The 20,707-nt window shown below is 72.3% G+C and carries 17 protein-coding genes; 10 read left to right on the forward strand and 7 right to left on the reverse strand.

The features are described 5' to 3' along the window. From ACH45N_RS00880 to ACH45N_RS00900, 5 genes are all read right to left on the reverse strand, one after another. Window positions 1-879: a type II secretion system F family protein gene (locus ACH45N_RS00880; protein ID WP_397390265.1), complete on the reverse strand. Its 879-nt coding sequence runs from the start codon at window positions 877-879 to the stop codon at window positions 1-3. Beyond that, entirely contained in the window at window positions 876-2,528 is a 1,653-nt protein-coding gene (locus tag ACH45N_RS00885) for a CpaF family protein (protein WP_397390267.1), read from the reverse strand. The genes ACH45N_RS00880 and ACH45N_RS00885 overlap by 4 nt, the downstream gene beginning before the upstream one ends. Further along, window positions 2,525-3,442 carry a hypothetical protein gene (locus tag ACH45N_RS00890; RefSeq protein WP_397390269.1) on the reverse strand — a complete coding sequence of 306 codons (918 nt, stop codon included), beginning with the start codon at window positions 3,440-3,442 and terminating at the stop codon, window positions 2,525-2,527. The genes ACH45N_RS00885 and ACH45N_RS00890 overlap by 4 nt, the downstream gene beginning before the upstream one ends. A 4-nt stretch (window positions 3,443-3,446) precedes the next feature. Continuing rightward, entirely contained in the window at window positions 3,447-4,145 is a 699-nt protein-coding gene (locus ACH45N_RS00895; RefSeq protein WP_397390271.1) for an SAF domain-containing protein, read from the reverse strand. 450 nt (window positions 4,146-4,595) lie between these two features. After that, the gene (locus tag ACH45N_RS00900; protein WP_397390273.1) at window positions 4,596-5,453 is read right to left on the reverse strand and encodes a hypothetical protein; all 858 of its coding nucleotides are present in this window, start codon (window positions 5,451-5,453) and stop codon (window positions 4,596-4,598) included. A 229-nt stretch (window positions 5,454-5,682) separates the two neighbouring features. On the opposite strand from ACH45N_RS00900, the gene ACH45N_RS00905 reads away from it, so the two are divergent. From ACH45N_RS00905 to ACH45N_RS00945, 9 genes are all read left to right on the forward strand, one after another. Next, window positions 5,683-6,018 (forward strand): hypothetical protein, encoded by a 336-nt coding sequence (locus ACH45N_RS00905; RefSeq protein ID WP_397390275.1) that lies wholly within the window; start codon window positions 5,683-5,685, stop codon window positions 6,016-6,018. Beyond that, entirely contained in the window at window positions 6,015-7,160 is a 1,146-nt protein-coding gene (locus tag ACH45N_RS00910) for a hypothetical protein (RefSeq protein ID WP_397390277.1), read from the forward strand. Before ACH45N_RS00905 ends, ACH45N_RS00910 begins: the two co-directional genes overlap by 4 nt. Before the next feature lie 14 nt (window positions 7,161-7,174). Continuing rightward, window positions 7,175-7,459 carry a hypothetical protein gene (locus tag ACH45N_RS00915; RefSeq protein ID WP_285100538.1) on the forward strand — a complete coding sequence of 95 codons (285 nt, stop codon included), beginning with the start codon at window positions 7,175-7,177 and terminating at the stop codon, window positions 7,457-7,459. 115 nt (window positions 7,460-7,574) lie between these two features. Then, window positions 7,575-8,366: a hypothetical protein gene (locus ACH45N_RS00920; protein WP_397390279.1), complete on the forward strand. Its 792-nt coding sequence runs from the start codon at window positions 7,575-7,577 to the stop codon at window positions 8,364-8,366. 6 nt (window positions 8,367-8,372) lie between these two features. Next, entirely contained in the window at window positions 8,373-10,904 is a 2,532-nt protein-coding gene (locus ACH45N_RS00925; RefSeq protein WP_397390281.1) for an ATP-binding protein, read from the forward strand. Then, entirely contained in the window at window positions 10,901-12,898 is a 1,998-nt protein-coding gene (locus ACH45N_RS00930) for a hypothetical protein (RefSeq protein ID WP_397390283.1), read from the forward strand. The genes ACH45N_RS00925 and ACH45N_RS00930 overlap by 4 nt, the downstream gene beginning before the upstream one ends. Beyond that, window positions 12,898-13,521 (forward strand): hypothetical protein, encoded by a 624-nt coding sequence (locus ACH45N_RS00935; protein ID WP_397390285.1) that lies wholly within the window; start codon window positions 12,898-12,900, stop codon window positions 13,519-13,521. The genes ACH45N_RS00930 and ACH45N_RS00935 overlap by 1 nt, the downstream gene beginning before the upstream one ends. Next, window positions 13,518-14,810, forward strand: coding sequence for a M23 family metallopeptidase (locus ACH45N_RS00940; RefSeq protein ID WP_397390287.1), 1,293 nt, complete (start codon window positions 13,518-13,520; stop codon window positions 14,808-14,810). Before ACH45N_RS00935 ends, ACH45N_RS00940 begins: the two co-directional genes overlap by 4 nt. Before the next feature lie 151 nt (window positions 14,811-14,961). Continuing rightward, window positions 14,962-16,488: an MDR family MFS transporter gene (locus ACH45N_RS00945; protein ID WP_397390289.1), complete on the forward strand. Its 1,527-nt coding sequence runs from the start codon at window positions 14,962-14,964 to the stop codon at window positions 16,486-16,488. 289 nt (window positions 16,489-16,777) lie between these two features. On the opposite strand, the gene ACH45N_RS00950 is transcribed toward ACH45N_RS00945, so the two are convergent. After that, window positions 16,778-18,094 (reverse strand): SMI1/KNR4 family protein, encoded by a 1,317-nt coding sequence (locus ACH45N_RS00950; RefSeq protein WP_397390291.1) that lies wholly within the window; start codon window positions 18,092-18,094, stop codon window positions 16,778-16,780. A gap of 60 nt (window positions 18,095-18,154) precedes the next feature. On the opposite strand from ACH45N_RS00950, the gene ACH45N_RS00955 reads away from it, so the two are divergent. After that, window positions 18,155-19,105: a ribose-phosphate diphosphokinase gene (locus ACH45N_RS00955; protein WP_377227364.1), complete on the forward strand. Its 951-nt coding sequence runs from the start codon at window positions 18,155-18,157 to the stop codon at window positions 19,103-19,105. Here the strand turns inward: ACH45N_RS00955 and ACH45N_RS00960 are convergent. After that, complete coding sequence (locus ACH45N_RS00960) at window positions 19,102-20,541, reverse strand: CCA tRNA nucleotidyltransferase (RefSeq protein ID WP_397390293.1); 1,440 nt, start codon at window positions 20,539-20,541, stop codon at window positions 19,102-19,104. The two genes, ACH45N_RS00955 and ACH45N_RS00960, sit on opposite strands and share 4 nt — an antisense overlap. Between the last annotated feature and the right edge of the window lie 166 nt (window positions 20,542-20,707).

A 20,707-nucleotide genomic window follows, 5' to 3' on the forward strand; every position in this document is an offset into this window, starting at 1 on the left:
TCAGACCTCCTGCTCGTGCGGCAGGAACCGCGGGATCGGCTGGCCGAGGCTGATCTTGCGCATCCACAGCAGGCAGACCACGTACGCGCAGAACAGCACCACGGCCACGACCTGGCCCAGCGGCGAGTCGTACCCGCTCAGGTACCCGGACATCGCCGTCGCGGCCAGCACCACGAGGGTCACGATGGTCACCCAGCGCACCGTCGCCCGGCCGGTCGCGCGCTCGGTCTCGATCTCGCGCCGCGCCTTGGCCTGCGCCGACAGGGACTCGGCGAGCTGCCGGAGCGCGGGCGCCACGGCGCCGGTCCGGTTGTCCGACTCCAGGATCATGGCCGACGCGATCATGTCGGCCGAGTAGTCGTCCATCTCCTCCGCCCAGCGGTACAGGGCGGGCTTGATGGGCTGGCGCGCCTCCAGCCGGGCCACGAGTCGGGCGAGCGACGGCCGCACGGACGGCGCGGCGCTGTGCAGCGTCGCGGCGATCCCCTGCTCCAGCCCGACGGCGCCGCCCGACAGCACGCCGATCAGCGACCGCACCCAGGCGGTCAGGTCGGTCAGCTTCTCCACCTCGTTGGACTGGGTGGTGGTGCGGAACAGCGACGGCAGGCCCACGATGAGCACCGGCACGATGAGCACGAGCGACCACCAGCCGGTCACGAGCCCGACCACCAGGCCCACGGCCGCGCCGATGCCCAGGATCTTGCGCTGCGGGTAGAGCGGCCCGCCCTTGGTCAGGCCCAGCAGGCGAAGCAGCCCGTGGAACGGCGGGGTGGTGCGCTTCGGCTTCGGCGTGGGTTCGTACCGTTGCGCGCCGACGACGACGAACCACACCCCGAGGCCCAGGCCGAGGCCGGTCAGCACCGCGATCAGGGTGGTCATGAGGTCTCCCAGAGCCCTTCGCGGTAGTTGAGCAGGCTCGCGTCGAAGCCCTCGGCCTCCAGGTCCGCGAGGAACGACGGCGTCACCTTGGGCACCGCGCGACCGCCCGGACCCGGTTCGAACACGTCGGTGATCGCCACCGGGTTGCCTGCCTCGCCGCGCGTCACCTCGATCACCTCGGAGACGTAACGGACCCGCCGCCCGTCGCCCCCGGAGTCGACCCGGAGGAAGACGATGAGGTCGATCGACTGCGCGACCTGCCGGTACGCGTATGTCTCCGACAGCGTCGAGTCCTGCACGGCCATACCGACCAGGCGTTCGACGACGTCGCGCGCGCCGTCGGCGTGCACCGTGGACAGCGAGCCGTTACCCATCTGCATGGCCTGGAACATGGACACGATCTCGGGCCCGCGCACCTCGCCGACGATGACGCGGGAGATGTTGTGCCGCAGCGACTCGTACACGTTGACGTTCGTGTTGATCTCGCCCACACGACGGCCCGACGTGTTCATCTCGCCCGAGCCCTCGCGCGTGCGCAGCGCGACGACACGCTTGTGCTTGTCGGGCTCGAGGTGGAGGTAGAGCTCGTAGTCGGTCTCGATCGTCGCGATGGACTCCCATGGGTCGAGGCCGGCGCACAACGCACGCAAGAGCGTCGTCTTGCCGCTGCCCTGGCCCTGGCCGGACACCACGATCGACTTGCGCGCGCGCACCGCCGCCGTCAGGAACTCGACCAGCACGGCGTCGATGGTGTGGTTCTCGCGCAGCAGCTCGAGGTCGACCGACTGCAGGCGCTGCAGGCGGATGGTGACGCGCGGCCACGGGACCACCCAGCCGACGGCGGCCAGCCGCACGCGCCCGGGCAGGTCCAGGTTGAGGAACGGGTTGGCCCGGGTGAACGACCGCTCGTTCGCCGGGTCGCGCGCCGCGAGGAACTGGAGGAAGTCGATGAGCTCCGCGTCGGAGTCCGCGATGGGCTCCGCGTACATGCGGCGGCCGTCGCCCATCAGCAGGAGCACCGGCGCGGTACCGGTGATCTCGATGTTCTCCACGTCGGGCGTGTCGATGAGGGGCTGCAGCCGGCCCAGGCGGAACAGCGCGTCGAACAGCGCACGCGTCACCTCGACCTGGTACTCGGTGGTCCAGTTGCGCTGACCGCCCGACAGCAGGGCGTCGTTGTGGTCGCGCACCACCTGCTGGATCAGCTCCTGGCCCAGGGCCTCGCGCTGCTCCTCGTCCAGCTCGCGCGCCGCGAGCGCCGTCGTCAGCCGCGAGGACACCTCGCCGCGCAGGCTGTTGACCTGGCGCCAGAACTCGGAGTCGCGCAGCCGCGGGTTGCCGGGCTGGCCGTGGTAGTCCCGCTCGGCCCGGGCCAGCGCCCCGACCCAGGGTGAGGTCCCGCCGCCGGACGACGGCGGCGCGCCACCCGACCTCGCGGGCCCGGCGCCTCCGGGGTCGACGGTGCGGGTGCCGCCGTTGCCGGGCTCCGGGGCCGGCGGGGTCCAGGTGTTCTGCACGGCGGCAGGGCGTCGGCCCGGCATGGTCTCCGCATCGGTGGCAGGGGCACGACGCGGGAGGGCCGGGGCTCGGTCGTCCGCGTCGTGGAAGATCGGCAGGGAGGAGAGGTCGGGGAACTCGGGTGTGCTCACGCGTCACCCCTTCCGTCGCCCTGCCACGGTCCGGCACCCTGCACGCTCCAGGACGCGGAGCGCGCGCTCGCGCCGGACTGCTCGGGCGGACGCCGTGGGCCGGTCCCCCGGCCGACCTCGCGCGGGCCGGTGGAGAACCGGGCGCGCCGCTTCTCCGTGCGGTCCTGGAGGCGGGAGATCACCGGGGCGGCGGACCGGACGAGCGGGGAGGTGGAGTACCGCCGTCCGGCGGGCGAGCCCACCGACAGCACCTCGGCGTTGACCGGGTCCCAGGCGAGCGAGCCGACGGTGCCCAGGCCGAGCGTCCGCGCGATCTCGTTCGCGTCGTAGGGCCGGCCGGGCCCGATGGTCAGGGCCGTGAGGTTGGTGAGGTCGCGCGCCGCGGCGTCGACGACGGACGTGCGGGACTTGACGAGCTCGCGCGTCACCGCGATGTCGGGCAGTCGGGACCCGGTGGTGATCAGCACCTGGTCCGCGAGGCGCACGATCGGCTCGCGGTCCTCGCGCACGGCGCCGCCGGTGCCGAGCCGGCCGAGGTCGACCAGCACGTCGATACCCCCGCGCTCCAGCGCCACGAGCTGGTTGGCCAGCGGCCCCCAGAGGTTCGCGACGGCGGGTGCGGTGTGCGGGCTGACGATGCCGGGGAGCAGCTTCTTGTCCGGATCGTTTCGAACGAGGGGAATCGTCTGCTCCCAGAAGGCTGCCTCGAGATCGCCGTGGGAGTGCGCGATCGCGAGGGGTTGCAGGCCCCGCTCGTGCGGGAGCTGGCCGCGGAAGTACCCGGCCAGGATCGACGATCCGGCGAGGTCGGCCTCCACGAGCAGCACGGGGCGGGGCCACTGGAGCGCCAGCACGAGCGCCGCCGTCGTCGTGCCCGGCGAACCCTTCGCGTTGGCCAGGGCGATGAGAGCCACCGGATCACCCGGCCCCGACGGCGTCGATGATGACGGCGACCCGGCCCGTGGCGGCACGGGCCGCGAGGCCCGCCGCGTTGCCCGACGCGACCTGCACGTCGACGACAGTCTGGTCGCCGAGGGCAGCGTCGTTCGAGACCCGGACCACCGTGGCGGCGATGGCGAACGGCGCCTCCACCGGCGGCTCGCCGCCGGTCGCGGGCGTCTCGACGACGCGCACGGAGTCGCCGGCCTGCAGCGGGCTGGTCGGCATCTGGCTGGGCGTCAGCGCGACACCCACGATGGACTGGCCCGCCGGGGGCGCGAGCTCGTCCGCGAAGCTCGTGGACGTCAGGAGCTGCCCCGGCTTGAGGTCGGCGGTCGCGATCTTGTCCACGACCTGGTCGAACTTGTCGGCCGAGACCGCGTCGAGCGAGGTCGGGCCCGTGGGCAGTTCGGCGGTCACGATGTCGCCCGCCGTGATCGCACTGCCGCGCGGGATGTCCGTGTTCACGGCCAGGACCTGGTACGTCTTGCCGAGCGTGGTGGCCAGATAGAGGCTCGCCAGCACGCTCAGTGCCACGAGCGCGAGACCCAGGGCGATGAGGGCGGGCCGACGTCGGGCGCGCGTGGGTTTGAGCGGCCCGGGGGGTGCGGGTCGCTGGGGTCTTGTCGCGGACCGGGCGTGTTGTTCCTGGTTCGCGACCTTCGTGCCACTGCTCACCGTGCCGTCTCCTCCGAGCCCATCGACAGAGTCCGCCAGGGGTCTTCCCGGAGCGGAACCCGTCGAGGATCCCATGCCTGCACCTGTCTCCACCGTGCTCCCGCCCGTGCTGTCGAGGGCCTCCCGCGGTGTCACACGCGTGTCACCGCAGGTAATCCTCATCCAGACGGGCGGACCCGGCAGGTTGAACGCTAATCAGCGTTCTGGATGCTCGCTAGGTCAAGGAGACTTCAAAAGTGTGGAGATGGCTTGAATATTGAGTGACCCTCAGACAATCTTTCGATGGCACGTCAGAACCACGGTTGTGGCATTGACTCTGCAGGTCAGGCATGAGATAGCGAGTCTCCTGCCGGTGCCAGGGACAGAACGAGAGGGCCCCGCTGGCGGTGGGACCCTCTCGCGATGAGGCGAACTTCGGACGACTTCAGGGCATCACGCACCCCCCAGTGCTCAGCCCGTCGGCCGTCGTCGTCCCTCACCGTCCCGTTCGCCCGGTTGTCCCCCAGACAGACCACCGGACTGAACGGCTTCCGCCAGCCGTCGCACTGCGCGACTCGCCCGCTGGCGCAAGGCTGCGTGCGAGATGCCCAGCTCGTGGGCCACCCGCCGCTGATAGTTCCCGCGACCCGAGCCGAGCTCGGCGTACTCCGGGAGATCGGGGTCCGGCGCGTAGAGCCGCGCCAGAAGTGCTGACTCGTCCCGCGTGAGGACGTCCTTGTCCAGGCCCCACGCGATGACGTCCAGGACCTCGCCCGTGGGGCCCAGGGACAGGCTCGCCAGCGAGTAGACCGCGTCGGGTCCGGGCTCGGGCGCGGTCGGCCGCTCGAGGACGGTCAGCATGTCCGTGTCGGTGGGGATCTCCGCCACCTGGGGTCCGCGGCTCGCCCGGCCGCCCCGGGCGTGCGGGGCCCGGTCGCCGGCGACGCGCGTCAGGGTGTGCCCCTGCAGACGCATCGCGACCCGGCTGCTGCGTTCGAGGTCGTAGTGGGTGATCGCGTCCCACATCGCGGCGGCAGCCTCCTGCTCGAGGTCCTGCACGTCCGGGTAGTGCCGGCGCGACCGGCGCACGATGGTGCGGACCGCGGGCAGCATGCACTGCAGCACCGCGCGCCCGGCGGCGAAGCTGCCGCTCGCGTGCTCGACGATGAGCGCGTACAGCACCTCGTCCGCCTCGTCGGGCGCGAGCCTGACGGGCTCGCCCCGGCGTAGTCCCGCCAGTCGGGGGAACCGTGCGACGAAGCGGTCGATCTCGGTGGCGAACGATCGCGTACGGACCAGGTCTGCCCAGTCGTGGTCAAGCTCTCGCATCAGCGTTCCTGATGCCGGCGCCGGTGTGCGTGCAGGCATGGCGGTTCCCCCCTCCGTCTGCCCCGAGTCCATCGGGAGGGTGTTGCCCGCCACTGTTGCCCGCTCGTTCCAGACCCATGTGACCTGCATCACACTCGGCCAAAACCCCTGCTCGACCGATGTCACACGAACACATCACCAGCCATTTGTGCTGAGCAGACGCAACTGACGGATCAACGGGAGAGGCGAGATGAGCAAGGACGAGCTCGACCAGGCGCCCGGCGCCGGACTCGGCAGCACCGACCTCGGCAGGACGGATACGGACCTGCAGGCCGCGGACCCCGGTCCGACGGCCTTCGACCACACGTGGTCGCTGCTCCGGGACACCGCCGAGGTGCATGCCGCACGCGGTGAGGTGGCGCCCGTGGTGCGCGACCTCATCGCATCGCTCGCCGAGGACCCCCTCGGTGAGAACGACACGACGACCCGCCTGACCGAGGCGCTCGACAGCCCCCGCGTGCGCAGTGCGCGCGAGGCCCGCGCGCGCATCCGGGCGGACCTGCAGAACGAGGTGCACACGCGATGAGCTCGCTCCTCGTGCGCCGTCGGGGCAAGAAGGCCGCCAAGCCGGCCGAGCTGCCCGGCCCCGCCGACGGCGCCACCGGCACCGCCTCCCCCTGGGCGGGCGGTCCCGACCGGCCCGCGCCGCCCGCGTCGTCGGGCGGCGGAGGCGGCGACGACGACGCGCCGCCCGCCGTCGTCGAGTGGTCCAACGGCCCCGCCCTGGCCACCAAGGCCTGGGGGGCGCTGCTCGCGCTGGCGCTGCTCGCCGGCCCCGCGGCACTGGTGTGGACCGCGCTGCGGCCCGCACCGGCCCCCGTCACCGCGGCCGCCGGCACGGCGAGCACCGCGGAGTCCGCCGCCGCGACCGAGCGCGCGGTCGAGCTCGTGGAGACCTGGCTGCGGGCCGACAGCAACGACCAGCAGCTCATCGCCTCCCTGACGAACGCCCCGGTCGGTACTCTCCCCCAGGAGGGCCAGACCATCCGCGACTCGTCGGTGGCACAGGTCGAGGAGGCGGAGAACGACGTCTGGTCGGTGACCGTCGGTGTCGACGTCGCCGAGCCCGCCCCGGGCTCGACACCCCCGCCCGCTGACGCACAGCCGAAGGGCGAGCAGGCCGAGGTCCCGCTCGTGTGGGTGCGCCGCTACTTCCAGGTGCCGGTCCTCGTGCAGCGCACGGACACCCGGTACTCCGGCCCGGACCTCGCGGTCACGGCGCTCGCGCTGCCGTCGCCCGTCCCCGGGCCCGCGGCCGCCGCCGATCCGCCGGACCTCGACTACTCCGAGACCATCTCGCCGACGTCGCCGGCCGGCCAGTCCGTGGCCGGGTTCCTCGCGGCCATGGTCGCGGGCGACGGCGAGATCACGCGCTACCTGCGCCCCGGCACCTCCGTCTCGGCCGTGACCCCGGCCCCGTACACGGCCGTGGCAGTGACGGGCATCAAGGGATCGCACGAGGTCACGGAGGACCCGGCCGACGGCGAAGGCACGCACGCCCTGACCACCGTCGAGCTCACGCGGCTCGACGGCAACAAGACGACCGCCCAGTACGTCCTCACGCTCGTCGCGCGGGACGGCCGCTGGGAGGTTGCCGGCGTTGAGCCGGCTGTCCGTATCGACACGACGCCAACCGGCACGACCGACCCCGGCACGGCCGGGGAGTAACGAAGGAGAGAACCATGATCAGCGAGATCGTTATGGCCGACGGCTTCCTCGACCTCATCACCGTGAAGTCCGAGGAGGTCAAGAGCGCGATCGAGTCCGTGACCTTCGTGGTCGTCATCCTCATGGTCGTCATCACCGCGGTGAAGACCAAGATGTCGATCGCGGCCATCCTGATGTCCGCGATCGTGGGCGGGATCGTCCTGTGGCTCGTGAACGGTGGCATCAACGTCACCTCCGAGCTCGCCCGGGACGAGTTCGACTCCGCTCCGGCGATCGTGAACACGCAGACCGTCCTCTGACGGTCGCGGGAGCAGGGCAGCAGGTCAGGAACATGGGCATGGCGCTGGGGGCAAGACACAGGGTTGGTCGGACGGGCGCGTTCGCGCGCCCGGCGTGTGGTGAGGAGGGTGTCCGGTGACCGAGACCGCGAAGTTCTACACGAAGGCCCGACGCATCCCCATGCTCGTGGGGAAGCTGCCCAGCGGCGGGCGCATCTGGGGTGGTCCGTACACCATCACCCAGGTGGGAGCGGGCGCCGTGGTGGCGTTCGCCCTGTGGAAGACCGCTCCCTTGTGGGCGCAGCTCGGCGGTTTCATGAACATCGTGGTCGCCGTCGGGGTGGTCGTCGGGGTGGTCTGGGCCACCGGCAAGCTGCCGAGCTCCGGGCGCAACCCGGTCGCGTTCGTCATGGACGCGATGAACCTGACGTCGAGCCCGGGCCGTCTCGTGGGCGGGCAGGTGTCCCTGCCCAAACCCCGGCTGATGACGCACCGCGTCCTGGTCGTGGTGCCGGGCTCCGCGGTCCGGAGCGAGCGGCTCGCCGAGCCGACGCCGCGATCCGCCGTACCCGCCGGCACAGCCAGCACTGCCGGGGTGACACACCCCGTCGTCGTGCAGCCGGTGCCGACCGAGCTGCTGCCGGAGCTGACCGGCCGCGGCCCCGCGGACGCCACGTTCGAGGGCCGCCGGCTCGACCCGGGGCCCGGTCCGCAGACCGGCCGCCAACCAGGCCGGCAACCCGACCCGCAGCCCGCCGCACCACCCGCTGCACCACCCGGAAGACGCTCGCCGGCGGACTGGGCGGCAGCCGCCGCGACCGCCGCGGCGGACCGCAGGAACGCCGACCTCACCGGCGTCGGCCAGCTGCTGGCCGGGAAGCAGAAGAACACCGACCGCCCCGCACCGACCACCCCGCGAGAGGACTGAGCCCCCATGCTGAGCCACATCTCGGCCCTGACGGACGGCCTCATGTGGACCCGCACCGGGACCGTGTGGGCGGTCTGGCGCGTGTCCCCCGTTCCCTACGCCTTCCAGCCGGACGACAAGAAGCACGCCGCGCGGCGGCACCACACCGCGCTGTACCGCGCACTGCGGGGCGAGTCCCTGCACCTCGGCCTGACGGCGGCCACCGACCCCGCGTCGGTGGTGCTCTCGATGATCGAGGGCGTCGACCTGTCGGAGCGCGAGGCCTGGGCCGCCGAGTGCGAGGCCACGCTCGACTTCCTGGAGCAGATCCCGATCGGGCGCCGCGTCCACTGGATCGCCGCACCGCTCGCGAACCCGGGCGCCAAGGCGTTCATGGAGCCGCTGCACGCGAGCTGGACCACGCTCCAGGACACGCTGATGATGCCGCGGTCCGTGCCGGGCCGGCACGCGATCGGCGAGCGGGCCGCCCAGGCGGAGGCCCTGCGCAAGGAGATGCCCTCGGCGTTCGACCCCCAGCCGGCGTCGGTGGCGGAGATGGCCTGGATGTTCGGCCACGCGATGCAGCGCGGCCTCGGGCTGGACACGGCGGTCCCGGTCGACGGGTCGCTGGACGCCGAGATGCACCTGTCCGGTCCCTCCGTCCTGCCGTCCGCGCTCGTGGACCCGGCCGGGCAGACGGACTCGGAGAAGAAGCTGGGGCCGCTGCAGATCCTGAAGCGGCCGTACGTGAAGGTGCTCGACCCGACCAACCCCGAGCTCGCGTCGTACCAGACGACGCTCGTGGTGAGCGACACGCCGTCCGGCGGGATCGTCTACCCGGGGTGCGAGTGGATCGGGCGCGTCGACGAGTCGGGTGTGCCCTGCGACTGGGCCATCCGCATGACGGTGCGCTCGCGTGACGAGGTGACCAACCGCAACCGGCGCGCGGTGCGGACCCTCAACGACCAGTTCGACCAGCGCTCCGAGGAGGAGCGGGCCGGGTCGTCGCTGGACACGACGGCGCGCGCCCTGGGCGAGTACCAGGCGGTCATGGACGCCGACGAGCTCGAGGTCGAGGTCGACGCCACCACGATGTTCACGGTCTCGGGCCACACCCCGGAGCAGGCCCTGGACGACGCCCGCGACCTGACCAAGTACTTCGCCGCCATGCAGTTCTCGCTGCGGACGGACCCCACGATCCAGCCGACGCTCTTCGAGGCCACCCTGCCGGGCATGCCCACGCCGCGCGCGGTGCGGGAGTACTCGCAGATCACGACGGCGCGGGCCTTCTCCGCCGCCGTGCCCTTCGCGACGACCGAGCTCGGCGACACCTCCGGCGCGCTGTTCGCCCTGGAGATCTCCAACGGCGCCGCCCGGCCCAACCCGGTGTTCGTGAACCTGGCGGGCGCCACCGACAAGCTGGACGTCGCGCTCGCGATGGGCTTCGTGGGCGAGCTGGGCTCGGGCAAGTCGGTGAGCATGAAGACCGTGGCCATGGACAACGTGGACATGGGCGCCACGCTCATGGCGGTGGACCACACCGAGATGGGCGAGTGGGGCATCGCCGTCTCGGAGATCCCCGGCTCGCAGGTCGTGGAGATCTCCGAGGACGCGACAGTGTCGATGGACCCGCTGCGGATCCTGCCGCCCGCGCAGGCACCGCGGGTCGCGCGCGCCTTCCTCACGGTGCTGCTGTCGGTGCAGACCAAGTCCGAGCAGAACGTGCTGCTGTCCAAGGTGCTGCAGACCGAGTACATGTGGCGGCACAAGATCACGTCGCTCGGCTCGCTCGCCCGGCACCTCGAGGAGGACTGCGAGTACCCGGGCGCGCGGATGCTGGCCGACGAGATGCGCATCTTCTCCGAGCTCGACTTCGGACGCGCCCTCTTCGACGACTCGCTGCCGCCGCTCGACCTGAGCTCGCCCGCGATCGTTCTGCACACGCACAAGATGCAGCTGCCCTCGCGCGCCGACATGGAGCACGGGCACCTGTTCGCCGAGCTCAAGGCGGAGAAGGTGTTCGGCCGCGCCACGTTCGCGCTCATCGCGGCCCTCGCCCGCTACCGCTGCTTCGCGGACCGCTCCCGGCTCGACATCTTCGCCGCCGACGAGGCGTCCAAGACCATGTCGTCCCCCGAGGCGGCCGAGGAGATCGGCACGTTCATCCGCGACGGCCGTAAGCACAAGGCCGCGCTGCTGCTCGGCAGCCACGACGCCGAGGAGGACTTCGGCAACGAGGTGGTGCGCGGGCTGATCCCGTTCCGCGTGCTGCTGCGCCACCGCGACTCCAACCTGGCCCGCAGAGGCTTGCGCTGGCTGCACGGCCTGCCCACCGACGCCCCCGTGGACGAGGGCCTGGTCAAGCTGGTCACCGAGGGCACCGCCCCGGTGACGGACGCCGCCGTCGGCGTGGTCGAGGAGCGCCGCGGGGAGTGCCTCATCCGCGACTTCCAGGCCCGGTACGGCCGGGCGAAGGTCATGGCGCCGCTCGTGGAGAAGCGCGCCCAGACGGTCAAGACGACGCCGACCAGCTCGACCGGTGCGGTGATCGGGGCATGATCGGGCTCGCGCCCCTCCCGTTCGCCGACCCGCAGGGTGGGCTGAACCTGGAGGACACCCAGGGCGTGGCCGTCGACCGGTTCATGCTCCAGTGGGACACGGGCTCGCCGTGGAACCCGCTGAACGTCGACTCCGAGATCTTCTCCACCCTCGCCGGCATGTTCTGGGTCTGGTATCGCGACATGGTCGCGGTGCAGATCTGGGTGCTCGACTGGGTGCTCGGCATGGACTGGCTCGGCTACATCCTGGCGCCGCTGGCTGGGCTGAGCATCATCGTGCAGGGCATGGTCGCGCAGATCGGCCTGCTCAACCTGATGCTCATCATCCTGGCGTTCGTCGTGGGGTTCTGGTTGCTCAAGGGCCGGTACGCGGGCGGCTTCATGGAGCTGCTCATCGGCTGCGTCATCGCCGCCCTGGCCACGGGGTTCCTCGCCAACCCCATGGCGACGATCGGCGGTGAGCAGGGCGTCATCATGCAGTCCCGCGACGCCGGGATGGACATCGCCACGGGCTTCGCCACGGAGGGTGCGTCGTTCGAGCGGGACTCCACGGTGATCCGGGACGGCCTCAAGGGCCAGCTCGTGGACACGCTGCTGCGCGCACCGCACCAGATCATCAACTACGGCTCGGTCATCGACGGCACGGGCTGCGAGGACACCTACACGGAGAACGTGGGCCGGGAGAACGCCGTCGACGAGATCGGCGGGTGCGACGCGGCCTACCAGGAGGCGGCGTCCACGGTCGACGCCGGCACCGTGGTCTCGACGCTCAGCCTGCTCACCACCGGGTTCGTGTTCCTGCTGCTCTCCGTGGTGATCGTGGGCGGCACCATCTTCGCGGTGCTGCTGCTGGGCTGGTCGGCCATCAAGCTGCTCTGGCAGCTCCCGGTCGGCGTGATCTCCAGCGGCACGCGGGCGCAGCTCTTCCGTACGTTCGCGAGCGTGGGCTTCGGCTGCATCCTCGTCGCGATGGCCACGATGTTCCTCGTCGCCTGGATGAAGATGCTGCTCGGCTTCTACGACGCGACGAGCGGGCTGCCGTTCCTCGTGCGCCTGTACCTCTTCAACACCCTGGTCGTCGCGGGCGCCGTCTTCTACGTGCTGATGGGGGCGAGCGTGCGGCAGGGCCTGCGGACGCTGGCCGACAAGCTCGCGGCCGCCGGCGTGCCCTCCCAGATCGGCGAGCCGGCCGCGATGCCGTGGGACGGCACCGCGAAGTGGCGCGACCGGTACAACAAGGCCAAGTCCTGGGCGGGTGTCGGGCTCGGCCCGGCCCCGGTGCAGCCGAACGACAACGCGGTGCAGATCGACGGCGACGACGCCCCGTCCGCGGGTCCGTCCGCCATGGACGGCACCCCCGGCGGTGGCACGGTCGGCGCGGCAGCGGCAGGAGCCGCCGCTGGAGCGGTCGCCGGGCGAGCGGCGGGCGACGACAACCGCACGATGCCCATCCCGGTCGACGGTTCCGGCTACGACGGCGGGCCGGACGGCGGACCGGGCGGCGGGACCGGCGGCGGCAACGCCTGGAGCGCTGCCGCCCGGACCGTCCAGGACGGTTCGCCCGACGGCGCACGCGGAGGCGGCGACCAGGTACCCGACGCGACGAACGCCGGCGAGAAGGCGGGGAACGAGCCGTCCCCCCACCTGCCGCCGACGGCCGGCGAACGGCTCAGCGACCGGCTGGGCAGCGCGGGCCGCGCGGGGACGTCGATCGCGCTGCAGGCGGGTGCGATGGTCGCGAGCGGCGGCACGTCCGCCGCGGCGGCCGGGGCCTCCAAGGCGCTCACGGTCGTTCGCAAGGCCGGGCAGGCCAAGCAGGTGCTGGGCGCGGTGCGCGGCCTCGGCCGGCGGGGCGAGCGGTCGCAGAGCGCGGCGCGGCTCGCCCAGTCCCTCAACGCCGCACGCCAGGGCGGCGCGGCGCCGGGCGCGGGGCCGCAGCCGTCCGCCATCGTGCACAACCCGGGACGGCGTCAGATGCGAGAGCTGGGCCGCTGATGAAACGTACGGTGATCGTGGTGCTCACGGTGGTCGCCCTCGCGATCGGGACCTGGATCGGCTGGCCCCGCGAGGGCGGCCCCGCGGCCGACCCGACGGCCGAGGTGAACCCGGGCGCCGTCGCCCCGGGGAGCCAGGACGACTTCGACAACCCCGTGGGCACGTCCGACGACGCCGACGACGCGGCCACCGAGGAGGTCGACGGCGACCCGGCTGCCGGCGACCCCGCGGTCGAGGTGACGGCCGAGCCGGAGTTCGACGAGACAGCCCCCACCGAGCCCGTCGAGGCGACGTGGGACGAGACGGTCCGGCAGGCGGCACGGGACGCCGCCGTCGCGACCGTCAGCGCGTTCGCCGCCACCGACCAGGCCGAGGACGCGTGGTGGGACGGCCTGAAGCCGCTGCTGACGCCGCAGGCGCAGCCCGTCTACCAGGACGTCGACCCGCGCCTCGTGCCGGTCACCGACGTGACCGGTGACCCGGAGGTCACCGACGAGACGTCCACACTGCTCGCGGAGGTCGCGGTACCCACCGACGTCGGCCCGTACACGGTGCTCCTGACCCGGGCCGACGGCGGGGCGCCCTGGCTGGCCGAGCAGATCAGGCCGCCGGAGGGGTCGTGAGCGGGCGGGACACCGTCGGGCTCGCGACGCGGGTCGTGTCGCAGGCGGCCCGGTCCTCGCGGTCCGGTAACGGCAGGAAGAAGGACGACGGGACCCGGCGGGCGGTGCTCGTGCTGGCCGTCCTGGTGGCGGCCGTCCTGGCGGTACCCGCAGCGGTGGTCGCGATGGTCGTGCTGGTGGGCGGCGCCGTGAGCGAGAACCAGTCGCAGAACGGCTGCAGCATGTCGGCGTCGGTGGTGCCCGCGGGCGGCCAGCTGCCGGCGGCCGGCGGCTTCACGGGTGAGCAGCTGCAGAACGCCGCGGTGATCCTGCAGGTGGGCCAGGAGCGCGGGGTCCCCGCCCGTGCGCAGGCCGTCGCGGTGATGACGGCGCTCGGCGAGTCCGGCATGCGCAACCTGAGCTACGGCGACGACCGCTTCGGGGTGCGGAACCCGGACGGCTCGCTGACCTCCTCGATCGGCATGTTCCAGGAGCAGAAGTGGTACGGCACGGTCGAGGAGCGTCTCGACCCCGTGCAGTCGTCCGGCAGGTTCTACGACCGGCTGCTCGCCGTCACGGGCTGGGAGACCCTGGAGCCGACGATCGCCGCCCACAAGGCGCAGCGCAACGCCGACCCGTACCACTACCAGAAGTACTGGGACCAGGCGCTCCAGGTGATCCAGCTGGTCAGCGGCGCCGACGACGCGGACCTCGACGCGCTGTCGCAGTCCATCCAAGGCTCCGCGGCCGCCGCGCCGTGCATGTCCGGCTCCATCGGGCAGGCCGCCGTCAGCGCCGGCGGCTGGGCCAACCCGGCGGTCGGCACCAAGGCGTCCGGGTTCGGGCCCCGTAGCACGGGCATCGCCGGGGCGTCGACCTACCACCTGGGCCAGGACATCGCGGCGTCCTGCGGCACCCAGGTGTACGCGGCCGCGGCCGGGCGCGTGGTGATCTCCGGCGCTACCGGCTGGGGCACCGGCAACACGATCCGCATCGAGCACGGCATGGGCCTCGACTCGACCTACGGCCACCTGCTCACCGGCACCAACCTGGTGCGCGTGGGCCAGACGGTGCAGGCGGGCCAGCAGATCGCCTCGATGGGCGGTGACTCGCGCATCGACCCGGCGGGCGCCGGCACGTCGTCGGGCTGCCACCTGCACTACGAGGTGCGGATGAACGGCCAGGCCGTGGACCCGGAGCCGTTCATGGCGGGCCAGGGCGTGACGCTCGGCGTCGCGACGCCGGTCACCGAGCCCGTCTCCCCGGACGGGTCGGACCGGTCGGACGGCGCGGATGCCTCGGCGAACTGACCGATGATTTCTGCTCACCGCAGACGTCGACAAAAACAGGTCGCGATCATCATCGGGAATACCGCACGATGATCCGGCGTCGTTAGACGTAGGTCGTGTGCAATGTCGCTCTCGATCTCGGCCCGCGTTCCGTACCGAGAGGGCATACCCCATGACGACCGAAATCCTTGACACCGCTGATCCGCTGGACGACCGTCCGGCCACCCGACCGCCGTCGGGCAGTGTCGACGCGCCCGCACCCGCGCGCGCCGACAAGCTCGCCCCCGGCCACTTCCGTGCCATCGCGCTGCTGATGGCGAGCGCCTTCACCGTGATCCTCAACGAGACCACCATGTCGGTGGCGCTCCCGCCGATCATGGACGAGCTGGGCGTGACCCCGACGGTCGGCCAGTGGCTCACCACGGCCTTCCTGCTGACGATGGCGGTCGTCATCCCGGCGACCGGGTTCCTCATCAACCGGCTCGGCACGCGTGGCGCGTACCTGCTGGCGATGTCCCTGTTCACCGTCGGCACCGCCCTGGCGATGATCGCGCCCGGGTTCGGGGTCCTGGTGGCGGGCCGCGTGGTGCAGGCGACCGGCACGGCCATCATGATGCCGCTGCTCATGACCACGATCATGACCATCGTGCCCCCGCACATGCGCGGCCGGGTCATGGGCAACGTCGGTCTGGTCATCGCGGCGGCACCGGCGCTCGGCCCGACGCTTTCCGGCGCGATCCTGGAGCCGCTCGGCTGGCGCGGCGTGTTCGGCGTGGTCCTGCCGATCTCGGTACTGGCCCTGGTGGCCGGTGTGCTCTGGATCCGCGACGTCAACGAGAAGGAGCACCACACGCTCGACCCGCTGTCCCTCCTGCTCACGCTCGTCGCGTTCGGCGGCCTGGTGTGGGGCCTGTCCGGGCTGGGTGAGGGCGCGCACGCGAGCGCCGGCACGCTGAACCCGTGGATCCCGCTGGGTGCGGGCCTGGTGTTCCTCGGCCTGTTCGTGTGGCGGCAGATCGTGCGGCAGCGCACCGACTCCGCGCTGCTGGACCTGCGCACCTTCCTCGAGCCCAACTTCCGGGTGGCGATCGGCATCATGGCGGTCGCGATGCTCGCGATGCTCGGCACCCTGATCGTCCTGCCGCTGGTGCTGCAGGAGGCGATGGGCCTGACGCCGCTCCAGTCCGGGCTGATCGTCCTGCCGGGCGCGCTCGCGATGGGTCTTCTGGGCCCGGTCGTGGGCCGGTGGTACGACCGCGTGGGACCGCGTCCGATCCTCGTGCCCGGCACGGTGCTCGTGACGCTCGGCATCGGGATGCTCGCGTTCCTGCACCCGGGCATCTCGCCGTTCTACGTGCTCGCCGCGCACATCCTGCTGAGCCTGGGCCTGGCAGCGGTGTTCACGCCGCTGTTCAGCGCGGCGCTCGGGGTGCTCAAGCCGCACCAGTACTCGCACGGCTCGGCCACGATCAACACGGTGCAGCAGGTCGCGGGTGCCGCGGGCATCGCACTGTTCATCGCGATCATGACGCTCCGCTCCGACACGCTGACCGCCGCCGGGGAGTCCGCCGCCGACGCGCTCACGGCCGGTGCGAGCCTGGCGTTCGGGATCGGCGCCGGCGTGATGGCGCTGACCATCGCTCTGGCCGCGCTGATCAAGCGGCCCGAGACCGACGGTGAGGTCCACGGCGGGCACTGACACCTGAGCGGCCGGTCGCCGTGTGCGCCTGACGAGGGCGGGAATCCATCCGGGTTCCTGCCCTCGTCGCGTCCGGCGGCCGGGCGTCCGAGGCGCATCGGCGCAGAGGCGCGGGATGCAGCCGATCAGCTCCTGCCGGCCCTGCTGTACTTCGTCCGGGCCTGACCCGACATCTCCGGCTGTGCCGGACTTTTCGGCGCAGGTGAATCAACCGGTCCCCTGCCGAACGAAGTTCAGCAGGGCCGGCACCCTCCGGCGCAGTACGACGCCTGCCGAAGGACGGAACCCGTCAGCGGTCGAAGAGGCGCCCGAGCAGACCCTTGCGACGCGGGCGCTCCGGACGGTCCGCCCCCTCCGGGCGGGTCAACCGGGTGACCTCGATCAGCGCCTGACCGTGCAGCTCCAGCAGCCGGTTCGCCACCTCGATCGCCTCGGGCAGGGCCGGAGGAGCCGTTCGGTCGGGCACCAACCCGGCGGCCTTGAGACCCGCCGGCACGGTCCCCGCGTCGAGCCGCTCGACCCAGGCGTCCGGTTCGAGGTTCAGGAATTCCGTGTCCGACGGCGAGCCGGGGCCGGCCTCGCCGCCGTCTGGCCCGTCCGGCCCGTCCGCCGTCCGGCCGGAGCCGTCCGGGACGGCGCCGCCGCTCCCGGACACCTGACCCACGAGCAGGGCCGCGAGGCTCTCCGCCCGGTAGGCCGCCCCGGCGTGCTGCTCGTGATCGAGCAGCACGATCTGGCCCACGTGCCCGTTCGGGCCGGGCGCAAGGTCGGCGGCGTAGACGTTCCCGGCGCCGTCGGTCCCCACGGGGAACCAGAGCGGCGACCCGATCGCGGTCTGCACCCTGCCGGCCGGGTCCGTCGGGGCGAACGTGTCGGCGTCCGCGCTCCAGGTGTCGAAGCGGGCCGCGGGCAGGAACGCCTCGCGGAGAAAGCTCCCGCGCAGCGGCACGATCTCGAACGCGGCGAACCGGCCCTTCTCCCCCTCGAGCTCGAGGTTGCCCGACGCCGCCGCGCCGTAGAGCGCCCGCACCTCGTCGGGCAGCCGCGCGCCGGCGGGAAGCGTGGCCTCGGCCTGGTCGATCTCCGCGGGCGGCGCCCCGACGGCATCGGGCATCCGTTCCGCGACCAGCCGGGCCACGGCGTCGGGATCGGCCGACGCCGCCGGAGCGCCGTCCGGCGAGGGCGTGATCGTCGCCGCGTACTGCGCCGGGAGCGCGCCCGGCTCCAGCACGACCTCGAGCACCGGCGTGACCGGCCCCGACACGACAGCCGGCGGGAGCGTGACCAGCTCGACCACGTCGTCGCCGGGGCGGGCGCCGGCGACGACGCGCACCACCTGCGCGGTGTCGGGCAGGAGGGCGGCGATCGTGCGCAGCGCGTCGTCGAGCTCGGCCTTGGGCCCGCGTCCGCCGGTCCGGGCGGCCTCCCGGGCGGCCTCGCGGTAGTGCGCGCGACGGGCGTCGGCGTCGCCGTCGTCCAGGTAGGAACCGTCCCACGCGCCGCGACCGACCGTGCCGGCGAACTCGCTGACGCCCGTCCCGGGCGGTGCCGACCTGCGCAACGCGTCGACGAACGGTTCCCAGGTCTGCCACTCGGTGAGGGTCACGACCCACATGATGCCTGCTCCTGCTGGGCGTGTCGGCTCGACGTTCCGTAGACTCCAGCCATGGCCGAGGTGAGGGTCTTTGCCGGTACCGGTGGTCAGCGTTTCGCTCGGGAGATGTGCGCCGATCTCGACGTCCCGCTGAGCCCCATCAACATCCAGCGCTTCGCGAACGACTGCCTGCAGGTCCAGCTCCTGGAGAACTGCCGCGAGCGCGACGTCTACCTCGTGCAGCCCGTGGTGCGTCCCGCCCAGGAGAGCCTGATGGAGCTCCTGCTGATGATCGACGCCGCCAAGGGCGCGTCGGCCGCCCGGATCACCGCCGTCATGCCGCACTTCGCGTACGCCCGCTCGGACAAGAAGGACGCACCGCGCATCTCGGTCGGCGGCCGCCTCGTCGCGGACCTGCTGGAGACGGCGGGCGTGAACCGCATCCTCACGATGACGCTGCACGCGCCGCAGGTGCACGCGTTCTTCCGGGTACCGACCGACCAGCTCAACGCGCTGCGCGAGCTCGCGGCGCACTTCCTGCCGAGCGACCTGTCCAAGGCCACGGTGGTCTCCCCCGACCTGGGCAACGCGAAGAGCGCGTCAGCGTTCGCGAAGATGCTCGGGGTCCCGGTCGCGGCGGCCGCGAAGGAGCGGTTCGACGGCGACCGGGTCGAGATCACGTCCCTGATCGGCGACGTCACCGGCCGCGACATCATCGTGCTCGACGACGAGATCGCGAACGGGTCCACGATCCTGGCGATCCTCGACCTGCTCCGCGAGCACGGCGCGCGCAGCGTCCGGATCGCGTGCACGCACGGCATCTTCGCCAACGACGCCGCACACCGCATCGCGGCCGACCCCGACGTCGTCGAGATCGTCACCACCAACACCGTGCCCTCGACCGGGCTGCTGGCGCACGACAAGCTGTCCGTGATCAGCGTGGCGCCGGCCTTCGCCGAGGCGGTCCGCCGGATCCACAGCGGCGAGTCGGTCAGCGCCCTCTTCGACCCGACCCACGTCTAGGCCCGCTCGGCCCACCACTTCTTGAGCTCCTCGGCCGCGACGTCCTCGCCCAGCGGACCGCGCTCCATGCGCAGGCCCAGCAGGTACTTGTACGCCTCGCCGACGGCGCGCGACGGCGAGATGCCGAGGATCTCCATGATCTGGGTCCCGTCGAGGTCCGGCCGAATCGCGTCGATCTCCTCCTGCTCGCGCAGCGCCGCGATGCGGTTCTCCAGGTCGGTGTACGCGTCGGACAGTCGCTTGGCCTTGCGCTTGTTGCGCGTGGTCGAGTCGGCGCGGGTGAGGCGGTGCAGCCGCTCCAGGAGCGGCCCGGCGTCGGTCACGTAGCGCCGGACGGCGGAGTCGGTCCATGCGCCGTCGCCGTACCCGTGGAACCGCAGGTGCAGCTCGACGAGCCGCGACACGTCCTTGACCACCTGCTTCTCGTACTTGAGCGCCCGGAGCCGCTTGGTGGTGAGCTTGGCGCCGACCACCTCGTGGTGGTGGAAGCTCACGCCGCCGCCGGACTCGAAGCGGCGTGTGGCCGGCTTACCGATGTCGTGCAGCAGGGCGGCGAGGCGGAGCACCAGGTCCGGCGCGGGCACCGCACCGTCGGCCCCGGTCTCCTGCGCGATCGCCTGGTCGAGCACGGTGAGCGAGTGCTGGTAGACGTCCTTGTGCCGGTGGTGCTCGTCGATCTCGAGCTGCAGGGCCGGCAGCTCGGGCAGCACCTGCTCGGCGAGCCCGGTGTCGACCAGCACCACGAGGCCGGCGCGCGGGTTGTCGCTCAGGATCAGCTTGGTGATCTCCGCCTGGACCCGCTCGGCCGAGACGATCTCGATCCGATCGGCCATCGCGACCAGCGCGGCGAGCGTCCCTGGTTCCACGTGAAACGACAGCTGGGCCGCGAACCGCGCGGCGCGCATCATGCGCAGCGGGTCGTCGTCGAACGAACGCTCGGGCGCGATCGGGGTACGGAGCACCCCGGCGGCGAGGTCGCCCAGCCCGTTGTACGGGTCGACGAAGGTCAGGTCGGGCACGCGGACCGCCATCGCGTTCACGGTGAAGTCGCGCCGGGACAGGTCGCCGTCGAGATTGTCGCCGAACTCCACGAGCGGCTTGCGGGACGCCGGGTCGTACTTGTCGGTGCGGTACGTCGTCACCTCGACCACCACGTCGCCCCGGCGCGCCCCGATCGTGCCGAACTCCTTGCCGATGTCCCAGTGCGCGTCACCCCATTTGGCGAGGATCCGCTGCGTCTGGTCGGGTGAGGCCGACGTCGCGAAGTCGAGGTCGTTGCTCGTCCTGCCGAGGAAGGCGTCGCGGACCGGACCGCCGACGAGCGACAGCTCGTGTCCGGCGGCGCGGAACTGCTCGCCCAGCTCGAGCGCGGCGGGCGCCATCTCGGTCAGCACGCCGAGCGCACGGCGCAACAGATCCTGTTCAGGGGTAGACACAGCCCAATATTCTCCCAGACCCGGCACGGCCTCACTCACCGAGGTTTCGCGCGCCGGGCCCGCCGGGCACCCGCAGGGCACCCGTCAGGCCACCGCGAAGCGCGCCGCAGCCACTCGCCCGGCTCTCACGAGGCCCGCGCCGAGCCCCGCGCGGGCCCGCCGCACC

Source organism: Promicromonospora sp. NPDC019610 (genome assembly GCF_044389365.1).
Taxonomy (GTDB): Bacteria; Actinomycetota; Actinomycetes; order Actinomycetales; family Cellulomonadaceae; genus Promicromonospora.

What these genes read in the sequence shown, in the direction of transcription:
- ACH45N_RS00945 (WP_397390289.1), top strand. Translation starts at nt 14,962, where the DNA reads ATGACGACCGAAATCCTTGACACCGCTGATCCGCTGGACGACCGTCCG.
- ACH45N_RS00905 (WP_397390275.1), top strand. Translation starts at nt 5,683, where the DNA reads ATGAGCAAGGACGAGCTCGACCAGGCGCCCGGCGCCGGACTCGGCAGC.
- ACH45N_RS00915 (WP_285100538.1), top strand. Translation starts at nt 7,175, where the DNA reads ATGATCAGCGAGATCGTTATGGCCGACGGCTTCCTCGACCTCATCACC.
- ACH45N_RS00935 (WP_397390285.1), top strand. Translation starts at nt 12,898, where the DNA reads ATGAAACGTACGGTGATCGTGGTGCTCACGGTGGTCGCCCTCGCGATC.
- ACH45N_RS00925 (WP_397390281.1), top strand. Translation starts at nt 8,373, where the DNA reads ATGCTGAGCCACATCTCGGCCCTGACGGACGGCCTCATGTGGACCCGC.
- ACH45N_RS00880 (WP_397390265.1), bottom strand. Translation starts at nt 879, where the DNA reads ATGACCACCCTGATCGCGGTGCTGACCGGCCTCGGCCTGGGCCTCGGG.
- ACH45N_RS00955 (WP_377227364.1), top strand. Translation starts at nt 18,155, where the DNA reads ATGGCCGAGGTGAGGGTCTTTGCCGGTACCGGTGGTCAGCGTTTCGCT.
- ACH45N_RS00930 (WP_397390283.1), top strand. Translation starts at nt 10,901, where the DNA reads ATGATCGGGCTCGCGCCCCTCCCGTTCGCCGACCCGCAGGGTGGGCTG.
- ACH45N_RS00900 (WP_397390273.1), bottom strand. Translation starts at nt 5,453, where the DNA reads ATGCGAGAGCTTGACCACGACTGGGCAGACCTGGTCCGTACGCGATCG.
- ACH45N_RS00910 (WP_397390277.1), top strand. Translation starts at nt 6,015, where the DNA reads ATGAGCTCGCTCCTCGTGCGCCGTCGGGGCAAGAAGGCCGCCAAGCCG.